At 63.2% G+C, this 15,559-nt stretch carries 12 protein-coding genes; 5 read left to right on the forward strand and 7 right to left on the reverse strand.

The genetic code is table 11. The features are described from left to right. Positions 1 to 3 precede the first annotated feature (3 nt). The gene (locus tag DYZ14_RS11270; RefSeq protein WP_154720755.1) at positions 4 to 1,023 is read left to right on the forward strand and encodes a GlxA family transcriptional regulator; all 1,020 of its coding nucleotides are present in this window, start codon (positions 4 to 6) and stop codon (positions 1,021 to 1,023) included. Between the two features lie 25 nt (positions 1,024 to 1,048). Here DYZ14_RS11270 and DYZ14_RS11275 read toward each other — a convergent pair whose 3' ends face one another. From DYZ14_RS11275 to DYZ14_RS11285, 3 genes are all read right to left on the reverse strand, one after another. Continuing rightward, entirely contained in the window at positions 1,049 to 1,870 is an 822-nt protein-coding gene (locus tag DYZ14_RS11275) for a sulfite exporter TauE/SafE family protein (protein ID WP_154720756.1), read from the reverse strand. Positions 1,871 to 2,157: 287 nt separating this feature from the next. Beyond that, the gene (locus tag DYZ14_RS11280; protein ID WP_154720757.1) at positions 2,158 to 2,811 is read right to left on the reverse strand and encodes a hypothetical protein; all 654 of its coding nucleotides are present in this window, start codon (positions 2,809 to 2,811) and stop codon (positions 2,158 to 2,160) included. Between the two features lie 98 nt (positions 2,812 to 2,909). Beyond that, entirely contained in the window at positions 2,910 to 3,491 is a 582-nt protein-coding gene (locus DYZ14_RS11285) for an NAD(P)H-dependent oxidoreductase (protein WP_154720758.1), read from the reverse strand. 98 nt (positions 3,492 to 3,589) lie between these two features. Here DYZ14_RS11285 and DYZ14_RS11290 point away from each other — a divergent pair, with 98 nt between their 5' ends. Continuing rightward, positions 3,590 to 4,123 carry a hypothetical protein gene (locus tag DYZ14_RS11290; RefSeq protein ID WP_154720759.1) on the forward strand — a complete coding sequence of 178 codons (534 nt, stop codon included), beginning with the start codon at positions 3,590 to 3,592 and terminating at the stop codon, positions 4,121 to 4,123. Between the two features lie 72 nt (positions 4,124 to 4,195). On the opposite strand, the gene DYZ14_RS11295 is transcribed toward DYZ14_RS11290, so the two are convergent. Further along, the gene (locus DYZ14_RS11295; RefSeq protein WP_154720760.1) at positions 4,196 to 6,013 is read right to left on the reverse strand and encodes a methyl-accepting chemotaxis protein; all 1,818 of its coding nucleotides are present in this window, start codon (positions 6,011 to 6,013) and stop codon (positions 4,196 to 4,198) included. Positions 6,014 to 6,240: 227 nt separating this feature from the next. Here DYZ14_RS11295 and DYZ14_RS11300 point away from each other — a divergent pair, with 227 nt between their 5' ends. Then, complete coding sequence (locus DYZ14_RS11300; protein ID WP_154720761.1) at positions 6,241 to 6,627, forward strand: acyl-CoA thioesterase; 387 nt, start codon at positions 6,241 to 6,243, stop codon at positions 6,625 to 6,627. A gap of 40 nt (positions 6,628 to 6,667) precedes the next feature. Here the strand turns inward: DYZ14_RS11300 and DYZ14_RS11305 are convergent, their stop codons facing one another. Further along, complete coding sequence (locus tag DYZ14_RS11305; protein WP_154720762.1) at positions 6,668 to 7,018, reverse strand: DMT family protein; 351 nt, start codon at positions 7,016 to 7,018, stop codon at positions 6,668 to 6,670. 313 nt (positions 7,019 to 7,331) lie between these two features. On the opposite strand from DYZ14_RS11305, the gene DYZ14_RS11310 reads away from it, so the two are divergent. Further along, complete coding sequence (locus DYZ14_RS11310) at positions 7,332 to 9,326, forward strand: putative bifunctional diguanylate cyclase/phosphodiesterase (RefSeq protein ID WP_154720763.1); 1,995 nt, start codon at positions 7,332 to 7,334, stop codon at positions 9,324 to 9,326. 24 nt (positions 9,327 to 9,350) lie between these two features. On the opposite strand, the gene DYZ14_RS11315 is transcribed toward DYZ14_RS11310, so the two are convergent. Then, complete coding sequence (locus DYZ14_RS11315) at positions 9,351 to 10,289, reverse strand: hypothetical protein (RefSeq protein ID WP_154720764.1); 939 nt, start codon at positions 10,287 to 10,289, stop codon at positions 9,351 to 9,353. Between the two features lie 328 nt (positions 10,290 to 10,617). On the opposite strand from DYZ14_RS11315, the gene uvrB reads away from it, so the two are divergent. Beyond that, positions 10,618 to 13,707 carry an excinuclease ABC subunit UvrB gene (gene uvrB / locus DYZ14_RS11320; RefSeq protein WP_154720765.1) on the forward strand — a complete coding sequence of 1,030 codons (3,090 nt, stop codon included), beginning with the start codon at positions 10,618 to 10,620 and terminating at the stop codon, positions 13,705 to 13,707. Positions 13,708 to 14,448: 741 nt separating this feature from the next. On the opposite strand, the gene DYZ14_RS11325 is transcribed toward uvrB, so the two are convergent. After that, positions 14,449 to 15,559, reverse strand: a 1,111-nt coding sequence (locus tag DYZ14_RS11325) for a hypothetical protein (protein ID WP_210209285.1), incomplete at its 5' end; no start/stop codon positions are given.

Genomic DNA, 15,559 nt, shown 5'->3' on the forward strand with positions numbered 1-15,559 from the left:
CACATGAACAAGGCGCCAACCAAGAAACGTTCGCTGGTCTTCTTTCTCGTCCCCCATTTCACGCTCCTGCCCTTTGCAGGCGCGATCGAAACGTTGCGCATCGCCAACCGGATGCTCGGCTATCAGGCCTATGAATGGCGGCTTGCCTCGACCGACGGGCAGAAGGTCCATTCCTCGAGCGGCATCGCCATGGAGGTCAATTCCTCGCTCGCCGACGAACGCCGCTACCTGTCCGGTGAAAACCGGCCGAGCATGGTGATCGTCTGTTCCGGCGTCTATGTCGAGGAGTTCCACAACAAGTCGGTCAATGCCTGGCTGCGCGAGGCCTATAACCGGGGTGCTGCCGTCGGCAGCCTCTGTACCGGCGCTCATGTGCTGGCCCAGGCCGGCCTGCTGAACGGCAAGCGTTGCGCCATCCATTGGGAAAATCTGCCGGGCTTTGCCGAAGCCTTCCCGCAGGCGGAAGTCTATGCCGACCTCTACGAGGTCGACAGCAATCTCTATACCTGCGCCGGAGGCACCGCCTCGCTCGACATGATGCTGAACCTGATCGGCCAGGATTTTGGCGAAGGCCTGGTCAACCGGGTCTGCGAGCAGCACCTGACCGACCGGGTACGTAGCCCGACCGACCGGCAACGCCTGCCGCTCCGGGCCCGTCTCGGCGTGCAGAACTCCAAGGTCCTGTCGATCATCGAACTGATGGAAAGCAATCTCGCCGAACCGCTGACGCTCGTCGAGATCGCCGAGGATGCCGACCTGTCGCGGCGCCAGATCGAGCGCCTGTTCCGCCAGGAAATGGGCCGCTCGCCGGCCCGCTACTATCTCGAGATCCGGCTCGACCGCGCCCGCCACCTGCTGGTCCAGTCGTCCATGCCGGTGGTCGAGGTGGCGGTCGCCTGCGGCTTCGTCTCCGCGTCGCACTTCTCCAAGTGTTATCGCGAAGTCTACAACCGCTCGCCGCAACAGGAGCGCGCCGATCGCAAGCTGAGCATGGCGGCGATGCGCTCGGGCGCTGCCGCCTGAGGCCATAGGCTCCCGACGCGCCCGCTCAGCCGTAGAGGCTGTAGAAGAAGCGGGCCGAGACGAAGATCAGGAACAGGCCGAAGCCGATCTCGAGCTGGCGCTTGCTCATCGCATGGGCGATTTTCGCACCGTAGGGGGCGACGACCAGCGTCACCGGAATGATCAGCACCACGGCGATCCAGTTTATGAAGCCGGTCGACAGAAGTGGCAGCCCGTCCTTGCCCCATCCGGCCCAGATATAGCCGAACAGGCCCGGCAGCGAGATCAGCACGCCGACGCCGGCCGAGGTCGCCACCGCCTGGTGGATCGGCCGGCCGTAGAGGCTCATGAAGGTATTGTTGAGCACGCCGCCGCCGATCCCCATCAGCCCCGAAAACACGCCAATGCCGGTGCCGACGGCAAAGCGCAGGGGCTCGCCGGGCAGGTCGGAACCGAGATGCCAGCGCGACGAGAAGAACATCATGCGGGAGGCGAGCAGCAGCGTGATCACCGCGAAGATCAGCCGCAGCGCCTCGCTCGACGCCTCGGCGGCGATCACCGCGGCAAGGATCGCCCCGAGCGGTACGGCGACGACCCAGCCCCTCAGCAACTGCATGTCGACGGCGCCCCGCCGCCGGTGGGCGGCAAACGACCTCAGCGAGGTCGGCACGATGATGGCGATCGATGTGCCGACGGCGAGATGCATGCGAACCGCATCATCAATGCCGGCGAGCCCGAAGATCTGGTAGAACACCGGAACCAGCACCGCGCCGCCGCCAATGCCGAAGACGCCGGCGAGCAGGCCGGCCACGCCGCCGGCAACCACCAGCAGGCCGGCAAACAGCATCAGTTCCGAAACGGGGGGCATCACGGCCTGTCCTTCCTGGCGCGCACCGGCTTGCCGCGCCTGTCATCAATCCGTGTCGCTTCTACCCTATCGTCGGCATCAGGCAAGGACAGGCAGCCGCAACGCGGTACGCCTGGCAAGCAAGCGCCGTTCGTCAGGGCGGCAGCCTTGCCGGTTTTGACACAGTGATTTCAGGCAGACATTTTCGCTCAATCCCTTTGCGACCGGCGGCGATGTCCCCCGCCCCATTGCCCTGGTCAGAAAGCCGGCGTTCGCGCCGGCTTTCTCTTGGGGGCGAGCCTGAAAGCTCACAATGGGAGCGGCGGATTGGCCGCTTGCGGCCGCGACGGCGTCAAGGCCGTAGGATTGTCGGTGCCGATACCGTCGACCACCGGCTGGCTTGTCTCACCTTCGGCGATCGCCATCGGACCCTGCGGCACCATGATCTGCGCTGCGACCGGCGCTGCGGGAGCCGGTGGCTTTGCCTCGCCAAAGTCGGTCCGGTTTTCGTCGCCGATACCGAGATCGGCATCGATATTCACGCCTTCCGCCGGAATGGCGTATTCAGCGGCTTGCGGCATGGGTTGCTGCTGCGCCTGCTCGCGCAAGGACGGCTGCTGGTCGGCCAATGCCATGGCTTCACCCGGCACGGCGGGCGTTGTGACGCCACGCGGATCATTGACCCCGAGCGGATCATCATCCGCCCGATTGTCGACCCCGGCAAGGTTCGGCGTGTCGAGATAGTCGATCGCGTCCGTGGCGCGGTTGCCGCTCACGGTCGCCGGCGCATAAGCGGCACGCGCTCCGACCGGACCAAGCAATTCCCTGTCGGCAACGCGGCCTTCCGGCTGCAGGCGCGACGAAAGCGCCGGCGGCGCCATGCCGTCACCGTTACAGGACAAAAGACTCGTCGCCGAAAGGATGACCAATGCGGACCGCTGAAGAAAGATCGAGAACGCCATACCGAAACCCACTCTGCCGCCGCCGAAAGCCGGACGTCATCCGGTCCAGAAACTAACACTGGGCCGTTAAGCCTTGGTTTAGGGCATCGATGAAGCCCTTACGTGCCGGTGGCCCCCAGGCTTTTCATCCGCTCGATCCATCGTTCGCGACCGGCCGCATCCCTGCCGGCGACATTGCCGATGAGGCTCGCCCGGATCGGCTTGAACCCGACGAAGCCGAAAATGCCGACCTTCATCGCCTTCAGGCTATGGGCACCATAGACCAGCCGGTAAAACCAGACCGGCATGCCCATGGTGATGACGATCCTCAACGAGCGCCCCTTGAGCAGTGCACCCTTCAACGGCCTGCCTTCGCGGGCATAGGCATATCCGGGCCTGAACACCTGCTCGAAGAAGGCCTTGACCAGTGCCGGCATGCCGCCGAGCCAGAGCGGGAAGACCAGGACGACATGGTCGGCGGCCTTGATCTCGGTCTGCGCCGCAGCAATGGCAGCGCAGACCGGACCGCCTTCCTGTTCCTTTTGTGACCGCAAAATCGGAAAGTCGATCGCCCCCAGGTCCAGCCTTTCGACCCGGTGGCCGGCCGAAGCGGCGCCGGTGGCATAGGCCTCGGCCAGCGCGTGGCAGAGATGCGGTCCGCTGGCGTCCGGGTGGCCTTGAATGATGAGAATGCGGCGCATGGCTTTCTCCCGTACTGGCCCTCCCGCGCCACTGGGAACAGGGGGCGCCTTTCGCCTTGCCCCGAGGGGCGGGACGGCCCTAGATTGGATCGACCGCCATGGTTCTCGCAACAGGGGCAGCCGAAATGCCTGGAAAATATCGTCTCGCGGCAAGCCAGCTTTCGATCCTTGTGCTCACCGCCCTGCCCGGTTTTGCCGCCGATTGCGACGGATGGAAAGCCGAAGTCTGGGACGTCGAGGGCGGCAGGGCACTGACGGCCCATATCTGCTCACCTGCGGCCGGCACGGAGCGTGAGGCGATGCTCTACCTGCAATGCGGAGAGGAAGGCGCCTTTGCGCTGCGCTTCGACGACGGCGGCCAGGGCGATCCGCCCGACGGCAATCCGGAATGGAGCGGCCGCGTGGTCTTTTCCGATGGCAGGACGGACGTCGAGGTGACGATGATTTACGAGGCGATGGACGGGGTTCTTTACGCGCCGGCGGCTTTCTCCGGACCGCTCACCGCCCTCTTGCGCTCCGGCAACGACATCACGCTGACGCCGGACGAGACGACCTTCAAGGCGCGACGTTTTACCCTGAACGGGTCTTCGGCCGCTCTCGGCCGGCTCGGCCCCACATGCGGCGCTCGGTGACTGCGAGAAGGACAAACGAAAGCGCCGGCGGGAAGTCCCGCCGGCGTCCTGTCTCATGCGCAAGGGCAAATCTCAGGCTGCGTGACGCCTACCCGGCTGCGCGGAGGTTTCTGCCTCGAGCTTGAGCCGCGAGAGCAGTTGACGCAAATGCCGGCTCTCCTCCGCCAGCGTCTGGCCGGCGGCCGAGGTTTCCTCGACCATGGCGGCGTTCTGCTGGGTCATCTGGTCCATGTGATTGACCGAGGTATTGATCTCCTGCAGGCCGGTCGCCTGTTCGCGCGAGGCCGTGGCGATGCTGTTGACGTGATCGTTGACCTGGTTGACCAGTTTCTCGATCTCGACGAGCGCCTCGCCGGTCGAGCGTACCAGCGACACGCCGTTGCCGACTTCGGCAGCCGAAGCGCTGATCAGCGCCTTGATCTCCTTCGCGGCATTGGCGGAACGCTGGGCGAGTTCGCGCACTTCCTGGGCAACGACCGCAAAACCGCGACCAGCCTCCCCGGCACGTGCTGCCTCGACGCCGGCGTTGAGGGCCAGGAGGTTGGTCTGGAAAGCGATCTCGTCGATCACCGAGATGATCTGGTTGATGCGCGCCGAAGAGCTTTCGATGCGGCCCATGGCGTCAACCGCGTTGCGGACAATCTCGCCGGAACGGTTGGCGCTCTTCTTGGTCTCGGCGACCATGTCGCGGGCCTCGTTGGCGCGTTCCGATGCGGTGCGAACCGCAACCGTGATCTCGTCGAGGGCGGCGGCGGTCTCCTCGAGGGCGGCGGCCTGCTGCTCGGTGCGGCGCGACAGATTGTTGGTCGCTTCGCTGATGTCGCCGGCGCTGTCGCTGACCACATTGCTCGTCTGATTGATCGAACCCATGACGCTGCTGAGGGCTGCAACGGCGGCGTTGAAATCGCGGCGCAGCTTGTCATACTCGGCACCGATGTCGCCGACACTGACGGTCAGGTCGCCCTGGGCCAGCCGTTCCAGAGCGTCGCCGATCTGGTGGATCGCATGGTCCTGCCGCTCGGAAGCGGTGCGCAGAACCGTCTCGTTGTTCTGTCGCTCGGCGTCGATCTTCTGCTGCTGCTCGGCTTCGCGGCCACGCATGTCGATGCGGTCGCGCACCGAATCGCGCAAGACGATCAGGGCGTCGGCCATACCGCCGATTTCGTCCCGGCGGTCGGCATCGACGATCTCGGTGTCGACCTTCTCCTCGGCGATCCGGCCCATGGCGTTCTTCAGGCGGGCGATCGGACCAACGACGCTGCGAACCACGGCATAGGCGCAGGAAAGGATGACGATCACGCTGGCGGCGATGATGGCACCGAACGACCAGGCATTGCTGTAGAACATGGCGGCAAGGTCGTCGGCGTAGACGCCGGTGCCGACGATCCAGCCCCAGGGCTCGAAACCGACGACGTGGGAGAACTTCAGGACCGGCGCCTCGAAGCCAGGCTTCGGCCAGTAATAGTCGACGAAGCCTTCCTTGTTGGCCTTCACGGTCTTCACGAATTCCATGAAGATGTGCTTGCCGTTCGGATCCTTGTTCTGGCTGAGGTCCTTGCCGTTAAGCTCGGGCTTGATCGGATGCATGACCATGACCGGCTGCATGTCGTTGACCCAGAGATAGCCGTCCTTGCCATAGCGCATGGCGCCGATGACCTCGAGGGCCTTGGCCTGGGCCTCCTCGCGCTTCAGCACGCCGTCCTGCTCCATCTTGTAATATTTGGAGAAGACCGCGAGCGCCGTCTGGTCGATCGAGGCAAGGCCCGCCCGGCGTTCGTCGGCCAGCGAGTTATACGAATAGAACAGGCTGAAGGTCAGCGTCGCCACGAGCACGCAAAGCGCCAGCGCCACCAACAGATACAGCCGTACCGAAATGCTCAGATTCTTCATAGAAGTTACTCCCCCTAATTCTCAGGGGAACGATCCCATGGGAAAATTACGAAATCGATAAAGGTCGATACCCTAAATTTAGCGGTGTGTACTTAAGCCGGGCCCGGCATTTGGGGCGTCGCCGGTGGACCTGTTGCCCGGACCGCGGCAATTTCATAGGCTCGCCTTCACCACAGGGCGATTCCGGCGCGGATCGTGTTAACCCGCGACAGCAGATGGGACAGACAATGCGCAGCGCAGCAGCAACGACCGGTGAGCTCACCTTGAGGACGCTCGCCATGCCGGGTGACGCCAATGCCGCCGGCGACATCTTCGGCGGATGGGTGATGGCCCAGATGGACCTCGCCTGCGGTATCCGCGCCGCCGAACGCGCCCGCGGCCGTGTGGTCACGGCGGCCGTCCAGGAAATGGCCTTTGCCATGCCGGTCAAGATCGGCGACACATTGTGCGTCTACACCGACATTTCCAAGGTCGGACGCACCTCGATGACGCTCGCCGTCGAGGTGTGGGCCCAGCGCTATCTGACGCACACGATGGAGAAGGTGACGGCCGCCACATTCGTGATGGTCGCGCTCGACGATGAAGGCAGACCGACGCCGGTTCCGGCGGAATAGGCCAGGCAGAGGGCCAGGCCCGCATCATTAGCCCGCTCGATCAGGCGCGAAAGATCAGTGCGGCGCCGCCGGCAATCATCGCGAAACCGAGGAAGTGGTTGATTGTCAGCGATTCCTTCAGCCAGAAGACCGAAAAGCCGGAAAACACCAGCAGGGTGATCACCTCCTGGATCGTCTTCAACTGCGCCGCGGAATAAACCTGCGAACCGATGCGGTTGGCGGGCACGGCCAGACAATACTCAAAGAAGGCGATACCCCAACTGACCAGCACCACCAGGGTGAGCGCCGAGCCCTTGAATTTCAGGTGGCCATACCAGGCAAAGGTCATGAACACGTTGGAAAGCGCCAGCATTACGATCGGCCATACGGCGGCGGGACTGAAGGTCGGCATTGGTATTCCTTGAACATTGATGGTGGGACGCCGGCCTTGCGCGGCAGCGGACGATCGCGCAGCGGCGCAAACGAATCCGCCGCCGACCGACGAACCATGCCGCATTCGCCCTTAGGCATGCAATCCGTCGGCGTGTCGGCCCTGTCCGCCGCGAGGCACATTGCAACCGAAAGTGCACAAGAACCTCGCCCGATCCAAGCACGCGATAAGCGGCAATGCGGCGTTAAATGAATTTTATCATAATCATGCGAGCGTGGAGGCTCGCATCACACTCGTTTTTTCCAAAGAAGCGATTTACAATCGGATATTGCATTTGAACCAGCAAGCAATTCCCCCCACCGCCCAGTTTCTCGCCGCCACAAAACGGGCGCAGGCGGCGCACATCGTTAGCGGCTTGGGGTCCACGCTATTCTTCAATATCACGATTTCCCTGTCGGCCGCGCTGATCGTCTTTCTCGGCTACGGCTTCTCGCAGCACATCGTACTATGGCTGGCGGCCATCATTCTCTCGGCGGGTTACCGCGCCATGACGGCCCGCCGCCTCGCCCGGTTCAACTATATCGAGACCGACCCGGACTATGCGCTGCGTTTCATGTCGTTCGGCGCACTTCTGTCCGGGCTCATCTGGGCCTCGCTGCCCTTTTGCGTCCCCGATTTCAGCGCGGCGGGCAAGGATGCGACGATCAGCCTGATCATGGTCGGCATCTCGGCCGGCTCGATGATCCGCGGCATCGGCTATTCGCAGCTGTCGATGGCCTTTGCCGTGCCGATCCTGCTGTCGATCGTGGTGTGGCTGATCTATGTCGGCGAATCATCCTCGGCGATCATGGCGGTCGATGTGCTGGGCCTGATGATCGTCATGGTGCAGAGCAATCTCTCCGCCGAACGCGTTTTCATCAGCAACGAGATCGCCAAGCTGGACGCGACCAATCTCGCCCAATCGCTCGAGATCGCCAATGAGGACATCCAGCAGAAGAATCGCCGGCTTGAGGTCTTGGCCAATCGCGACACCATCACCGGTCTCGCCAACCGCATGCACTTCAATGGCAGGCTTCTGGGCGACATAGCCCGGGAAAAGACCATCGGCGGCGAAGTCGCGCTGCTGCTGATCGACCTCGACCGTTTCAAGCAGATCAACGACACCCTCGGCCACAGTGCCGGTGACGCCCTGCTCAAGGCGGTGGGCGAGCGCTTAAGCAACACCGTGGGCGAAGACGGGCTGATCGCCCGGCTCGGCGGTGACGAATTCGCCATCCTCGTGTCCGGCCCCAATGCCAGATGGCGTTGCCGCGACCATGCGGAAGCCCTGCTGCAGGAAAGCCTCGCCCCGATTGCCTTCGGCGGCAGCCAGTCGGTGATCGCGCTCAGCATGGGCCTGTCGACCTTTCCCGCCCACGCCTCCACCGCCGAGGAACTGCTGGCGAGCGCCGACATGGCGCTCTACGACGCCAAGGGCAAGGGCCGCCGGCAGATCCGCGAATTCGATCCCGGCCTCAAGGCGCTCGCCGATCGCCAGAGCCTCATCGAGCAGGATATCGAGGCGGCGATCCGCAATGGGGAGGTCGAGACCTGGTTCCAGCCGCAGATCGATCTGCAAACGGGCGCCATTGCCGGCTTCGAGGCACTGGTCCGCTGGCATCACCCCAGGCTCGGCTTCGTCTCGCCGCCGGAAATCGTCGCCGCCGCCCAGTCTCTCCATCTTGCCGAGAGCCTGACGGCGCATGTCGCCTCGTCGGTTTGCCGGCTGCTCGCCCGCCTGCCGGACCTCGATCTGTCGGAGGTGACGGTGGCGCTCAACGTCTCGCCGCGCGAATTTGCCCTCTATTCCGTCGCCGACATGCTGGAGCAGATCAGCGCGCAGCACGGGATCAATCCCGCCCGCCTCGAGATCGAGATCACCGAAGAGGCCATCCTGGATGCCGACGGGGCGGGCGAACAGCTGAAACGACTGGAAAACGCGGGCTACAAGCTCGCCGTGGATGATTTCGGCGTGGGCCATTCCTCGCTCGCCTACCTGATCAGCCTGAAGGTCGACCGGCTGAAGATCGACCGCAGCTTCGCCAAGGGCGTGGCGGAATCCCGCGCCAACCAGGATCTCATAGCCGCGCTTGTCGGCCTCGGCCATGCGCTGAGGCTCGACATCGTCGTCGAGGGCGTCGAGACCGCGGAAGATGCCGCCGTGCTCGAAATGCTCGGCTGCCGCATGGCCCAGGGCTATCATTTCGCCCGGCCCATGCCGGTCGAAAGCCTCATCGCCTGGATCGCCCGCCGCGCAGAAAAGAAGGATGCCCGCAGAGCTGTCGCCTGAGACCGGCCGGCATCTTGCCTTCCGTTATATCCGGCTGACCAGCCGGGCGGTCGACACCAGGGTCACCAGATCGGCGATCATCGGCCGCACGTGGACATCGAAATCGAGCGGCGTGCCGATCGGCGGCAGTTCGAAGAAGTCCTTCTGCGTCGGCACCAGCAGGAAGCCGTCCTTGTGGCGAAGCGCAATGCGGATCACGCCATCGGGCCAGGTCCCGGCGAGATAGTCGAGCGCCTTTGCCATCGCCGCCACCCGCGATCCCGCCGCCTGCGGATTGTCGGTGCGAAATTCGTGGCTGGCGTCGATGCCGGCGTCGCCGCTCTTCACCTCGCTCAGCGTTCCCTCCTCGAACAGGCTGCGGATCGCCTTCGCAAGCCGCCCCGGTCTCTTGGCCGCCAGCAGTGTGCCGGGAAAGCCGTTTTCCTGCTGGAAGGCGACGACGACGCCGGTGAAGGTGATCTGGCGCTTGCTGCCATTGCCGATCGAAAGCTCGCTCTCGCACAGGGTGAAGCGGAAGCCGTCATAGCGCCCCGAGAACAGGTCGCGATGACGGCTGTGGGTGCGGCGCAGGAACTCATTGCCCGGCATGCGCTCGAGGAAGCGCGGCGACCCGCTGCCGGCGTAGCGCAGATCGTCGACAAAGCCGAAGACCGCCGGAAGCAGGCGGTCACGCACCGTCTGGCGAAACTGGCGCCGCGGCGCAATCGCCCGGTCGAAGAGAAAATAGCCGCTGAACAGGATGGCGACGCAAGCGAGGCCGAAGGCCTGGCTGTTGCCGGCGACGACGAGCGGCCAACAGATCGCGACAGAGATAAGCGCCCAGCCGCCGAGCAGAAGCACCAGCCGGGTCCAGGTGTGCCGTGCCACCTGCGCCCGCTGCCCGTTATAGCCGTCGATTTCCGCCCTGATCCGCGCCAGCGCCTCCGGTCCCGGCATCAACCTGTCCAGCACGGCCTCCGCCATCAAAGCCTCCCGCCCCGCCGGCACCGCCCATCCACACGGCCGGGTGTTCATCCTACCACCGGCAATGGCCGGGGCAAAGGCGGCACTGCCGGGAGCTGGGACCACCGCAACTGGGTAACGCAACTGGGTACCGCGACGGCCGGGCCGCAAAGCGACACGGCTGCCGGGCGTCAAGTTGCCGATGCGTCAAGACCCATGCCGATTTGCGGATCGCACGTGACAGATCCTGTCAGTAGCGGCGGCCGGTACAGCCCGGTCGTTGCTTTTTTGTTCCCATTTTCCGACCTTCGCCCTTCCCTTTCGTCCTGACTCTCGCCATATTCGCCGCATGGCCAAGACACCGAAAAATCCCGCCGTCCCCTCAGGTTTCGAGGAGGCTCCCCAGGCATCGTTCGAAGGCGCGCCTCTGTCCGGGACGCCCTTCGAGAGAAGCGAGAAGGATCGGCTAGTCCCGGCGGGCGAATTGTCCGGCAGTGTCTCCGACTGGGTGAAGCAGCTCGAGGCGGAGGCCGAGGCGGCTTCGGTCGAGAGCCAGCGCGAGCTCGCCTCCAAGGCCGGCAAGCATCGCAAGAAGATCGAGATCGAGGCGCGCAGACAGTCGGAAAAGGTGGCGATGGCGAAATCGTCGCGCGGCACCTCGATGGGCGTGTCGACCGATCCGAAGACCCGCGCCGCCGCCGGCCTCAACCCGGTCGCCGGCATGGACGTGTCGCTGGAAGAGGCCGGCAATCTCGCGCCGGGTGCCGTCACCGCCACCGTCGAGGCCCTCTCCTCGCTGATCGAGAGCGGCAATCCGCTGTTCAAGGACGGCAAGATCTGGACGCCGCACCGCCCGGCCCGGCCGCAGAAATCGGAAGGCGGCATTCCGATCCGCATGGTCTCCGACTACCAGCCGGCCGGCGACCAGCCGACGGCCATCAAGGACCTGGTCGAGGGCCTTGAGAACGACGACCGCACCCAGGTCCTGCTCGGCGTCACCGGCTCCGGCAAGACGTTCACCATGGCCAAGGTGATCGAGGCCACCCAGCGCCCGGCGGTCATCCTCGCGCCCAACAAGACGCTCGCCGCCCAGCTCTATTCGGAGTTCAAGAACTTCTTCCCCGACAATGCGGTGGAATATTTCGTCTCCTATTACGACTACTACCAGCCGGAAGCCTATGTGCCGCGCTCCGACACCTTCATCGAGAAGGAATCGTCGATCAACGAACAGATCGACCGCATGCGCCATGCCGCCACCCGCGCCATCCTCGAGCGCGACGACTGCATCATCATCGCCTCGGTCTCCTGCATCTATGGTATCGGCTCGGTCGAGACCTATACGGCCATGACCTTCCAGATGAATGTCGGCGACCGGCTGGATCAACGCCAGCTGCTCGCCGACCTCGTGGCGCAGCAGTACAAGCGCCAGGACATCAACTTCGTGCGCGGCTCGTTCCGGGTGCGCGGCGATACCATCGAGATCTTCCCCGCCCACCTGGAGGATGCCGCCTGGCGCATCTCGATGTTCGGCGACGAGATCGACGCGATCACCGAATTCGATCCCCTGACCGGCAAGAAGACCGGCGAGATGAAATCGGTGAAGATCTACGCCAATTCGCACTATGTCACCCCGCGGCCGACGCTGAACGGCGCGATCAAGTCGATCAAGGAAGAGCTTAAAGTTCGCCTTGCCGAACTGGAAAAGGGCGGCCGTCTCTTGGAGGCGCAGCGGCTGGAACAGCGCACCCGCTACGACATCGAAATGATGGAGGCGACCGGCTCCTGCGCCGGCATCGAGAACTATTCGCGTTATCTCACCGGCCGCCGCCCCGGCGAGCCGCCGCCGACGCTGTTCGAGTACATCCCCGACAACGCCCTGCTGTTCATCGACGAGAGCCACGTCTCCGTCAGCCAGATCGGCGGCATGTACCGAGGCGACTTCCGCCGCAAGGCGACGCTGGCCGAATACGGCTTCCGCCTGCCGTCCTGCATGGACAATCGCCCCTTGCGCTTCGAGGAATGGGACGCCATGCGCCCCCAGACCGTCGCCGTCTCGGCCACGCCCGGCAATTGGGAAATGGAACAGGCCGGCGGCGTGTTCGCCGAACAGGTCATCCGCCCGACCGGCCTGATCGACCCGCCGGTGGAGATCCGCCCGGCCAAGTCCCAGGTCGACGACGTGCTCGGCGAGATCCGCGAGACGGCGCTGAAAGGCTACCGCACGCTGGTCACCGTGCTCACCAAGCGCATGGCCGAGGACCTCACTGAATACCTGCACGAACAGGGCGTGCGCGTGCGCTACATGCACTCCGACATCGACACGCTGGAGCGCATCGAGATCATCCGCGACCTGCGCCTCGGCGCCTTCGACGTGCTGGTCGGCATCAACCTGTTGCGCGAAGGCCTCGACATTCCCGAATGCGGCTTCGTCGCCATCCTCGACGCCGACAAGGAAGGCTTTTTGCGCTCGGAAACCTCGCTCATCCAGACCATCGGCCGCGCGGCGCGAAACGTCGACGGCAAGGTCATCCTCTATGCCGACCAGGTCACCGGCTCGATGCAGCGCGCCATGGACGAGACGGCGCGCCGCCGCGAAAAGCAGAAGGCCTACAATCTCGAGCACGGCATAACGCCGGAGTCGGTCAAGGCGCATATTTCCGACATTCTCGACTCGGTCTACGAGCGCGACCATGTGCGCGCCGACATTTCCGGCGCCAATGTCCAGGGCGGCGGCAAGGGCTTTGCCGATGGCGGCCATCTGGTCGGCGCCAACCTGCAGACCCATCTCAACGCGCTGGAAAAACAGATGCGCGACGCCGCCGCCAATCTCGACTTCGAGGCCGCCGCGCGGCTGCGCGACGAGATCAAGCGCCTCAAGGCCGTCGAACTCGCCGCCATGGACGATCCCATGGCGCGGGACGAGGCAAAGGCTCTGGAGGGCGGCAACAAGGGCAAGGGTGCCGCAGGCACGACGGGCTCCCTCCCCCTTGTGGGGAGGGTCGGGGAGGGGTCTGAGCCAGACGCCACCCCTCCCGGCCCTGCGGGCCACCCTCCCCACAAGGGGGAGGGTTCGGGCGCCGGCAACTCCTACTTCGCCAAGCCCACCCTCGACAATATGGGCCCCGGCACCGAGATGGCCCGGCCGCTGTTCCGCAAGAACAGCCTCGACGAGATGACCGTCGGCCGCACGGAAAAGCCGGTTCCCGGCAAACTGCCGGAAAAGCCGAAACCATCGGCCGCGAAACCCTCCTCTCCCCTCGTGGGAGAGGATAGTTCGCCCCAAGAGGCGAAGCCGATTGGCGAGGCGAACTTGGTGAGGGGGTCTTCCGACCCCCGCCCGATCCTACGCGCCAAACCCGGCGCCGGCTCCTACGAGGATCCGGGCGAGCAGAAGCGCAAGACCCGCACCAAGGGGAAAACGGGGCGGCCGGGACGCTGACCGCCAGTTTCCTTCTCCCCGCTGACGGGGGTGAGGCGCGGTTCGCGAAGCGAAGCAATCGATCCAGTGAATCGATTGCAGCGACGAACGCCCTGAGCCATGCGAAGGGCCGGGGTGGCGGCAGCCGGATGAGGGGCGCTCCCTCCCCCTTGTGGGGAGGGTCGGGGAGGGGCAAGCCACAATCGCGACACCCTCCTCTCCCCTTGTGGGAGAGGATAGTTCGCCCCAAGAGGCGAAGCCGATTGGCGAGGCGAACTTGGTGAGGGGGTCTTTCCGCTGCACCCGCACACCCCCTCACCAACAAAATCTAACACTTAGCCTTCGGCTAAGCCGTTGATTTTGTAACCTCTCCCACAAGGGGAGAGGTGGCGCACCACCAACCCCTGGGCCGACTCCTACGAAGACCCTGGCGGCCAGAAGCGCAAGACGCTCACCAAGGGCAAATCCGGGCGGGCGGGACGGTAAGGCGAACGCGACAGACCCCCTCCCCCTTGTGGGGAGGGTCGAGGAGGGGCAAGCCACAATCGCGACACCCTCCTCTCCCCTTGTGGGAGAGGATAGTTCGCCCCAAGAGGCGAAGCCGATTGGCGAGGCGAACTTGGTGAGGGGGTCTTCCCGTTGCACCAGTCCCCACCCCCTTCACCAACAAAATCTAACGCTTAGGCTTCGGCTAAGCTGTTGATTTTCTAACCTCTCCCACAAGGGGCGAGGCGGCGTCGCGGTTACCGACGGCGGCAGATATTACAGGTTCATGCATTCCTTCACTATCGTCGATGAAGAAACATTCGGTGACTGAATGATGCCTAACGCATCCCCTCTTTTCGTCTTCGTCCCCGCATAGGTGACTTTTCCTTTTCTGCCGGTTTCGACTATGAATTTATGCCGGAGTAGAAGCGCGATTACTTCCGGAACCAACATCTTTGACCGCTGGTCCAACCCTCTATAAAGTGCACTCTCTAACCGAGACGATCCACCTTGGGTAAACAACTTCCTCAGTGTAACAATTAAGACACGAACCCCAAGCGGAAGGCTAGAATCAAGTATCTCGCTATTAACATTGTATTCGTCTGTAAATTCACCGACTTCGCATTCCACGAACTGACTCTTGCTCAAATCTGACGAAGAAACTCTGCCTTCGACTCTGCCAATAAGGCAATCTGAGAATTTTATATTCGCGTTTGTATCCTCGGGAAGCGGAAGTATTACCCTGTCAATAAGACACCCAGCAAATACAATAGAACACCCATCATATTCTCCGTCTGACAGATCAACCTCGTCAATTGCAATACCGTCAAATGATAGAACTTCCGATGATGTATGGATTTTTCTTGTTGCGCGAAAAATATCAAATGCTAATTGCGATAGATTGGTTTCTAGTGATCTGTTTATAGATGCATAGGCTACGCCAGATTGAATTCGATCACGTGCCATTGAGGTCGCCAATGCCTCAAGTCCGATTGCACTCATCGGCTCACCCAAATTCTCAAACGCGTAAGTTCTTGAGTAATCTGCGTATGGGTTTCGTATGTAGTTCATTATCGGCAAAGAGCAGCAAACGTTCATAATGTCATTATCAATGAATGAACGATTTAATGCGTTGTCCTGCGCAGAGCCGAGCCCAGGAAGACGGAGCAATAGATTTCGCTCATCTTCCATTATGGAGTTGCCAGTGACTGTTGATTTCCACTGAGAGCTGACCCGGCGCAGCCTGATATTTCCATTGAGAATTGACCCATGTTTCAACCGTCCCTCGCATGTTTTCAGCGGGGGCTCTGGAGTGATCGACATGGCGTTACTGAGCGTGATCCGACGCTGGCATTTTCGAGAGCATTTATCGATCCGGGAGATATGC

Source organism: Ciceribacter sp. T2.26MG-112.2 (assembly GCF_900492205.1).
Lineage (GTDB): Bacteria > Pseudomonadota > Alphaproteobacteria > Rhizobiales > Rhizobiaceae > Allorhizobium > Allorhizobium naphthalenivorans_A.

Excerpts from the sequence above, each read along its gene's own strand:
- DYZ14_RS11295 (WP_154720760.1), bottom strand. The coding sequence starts at position 6,013 with ATGAAGAATCTGAGCATTTCGGTACGGCTGTATCTGTTGGTGGCGCTG.
- DYZ14_RS11280 (WP_154720757.1), bottom strand. The coding sequence starts at position 2,811 with ATGGCGTTCTCGATCTTTCTTCAGCGGTCCGCATTGGTCATCCTTTCG.
- DYZ14_RS11315 (WP_154720764.1), bottom strand. The coding sequence starts at position 10,289 with ATGGCGGAGGCCGTGCTGGACAGGTTGATGCCGGGACCGGAGGCGCTG.
- DYZ14_RS11305 (WP_154720762.1), bottom strand. The coding sequence starts at position 7,018 with ATGCCGACCTTCAGTCCCGCCGCCGTATGGCCGATCGTAATGCTGGCG.
- DYZ14_RS11275 (WP_154720756.1), bottom strand. The coding sequence starts at position 1,870 with ATGCCCCCCGTTTCGGAACTGATGCTGTTTGCCGGCCTGCTGGTGGTT.
- uvrB (WP_154720765.1), top strand. The coding sequence starts at position 10,618 with ATGGCCAAGACACCGAAAAATCCCGCCGTCCCCTCAGGTTTCGAGGAG.
- DYZ14_RS11285 (WP_154720758.1), bottom strand. The coding sequence starts at position 3,491 with ATGCGCCGCATTCTCATCATTCAAGGCCACCCGGACGCCAGCGGACCG.
- DYZ14_RS11300 (WP_154720761.1), top strand. The coding sequence starts at position 6,241 with ATGCGCAGCGCAGCAGCAACGACCGGTGAGCTCACCTTGAGGACGCTC.
- DYZ14_RS11290 (WP_154720759.1), top strand. The coding sequence starts at position 3,590 with ATGGTTCTCGCAACAGGGGCAGCCGAAATGCCTGGAAAATATCGTCTC.
- DYZ14_RS11270 (WP_154720755.1), top strand. The coding sequence starts at position 4 with ATGAACAAGGCGCCAACCAAGAAACGTTCGCTGGTCTTCTTTCTCGTC.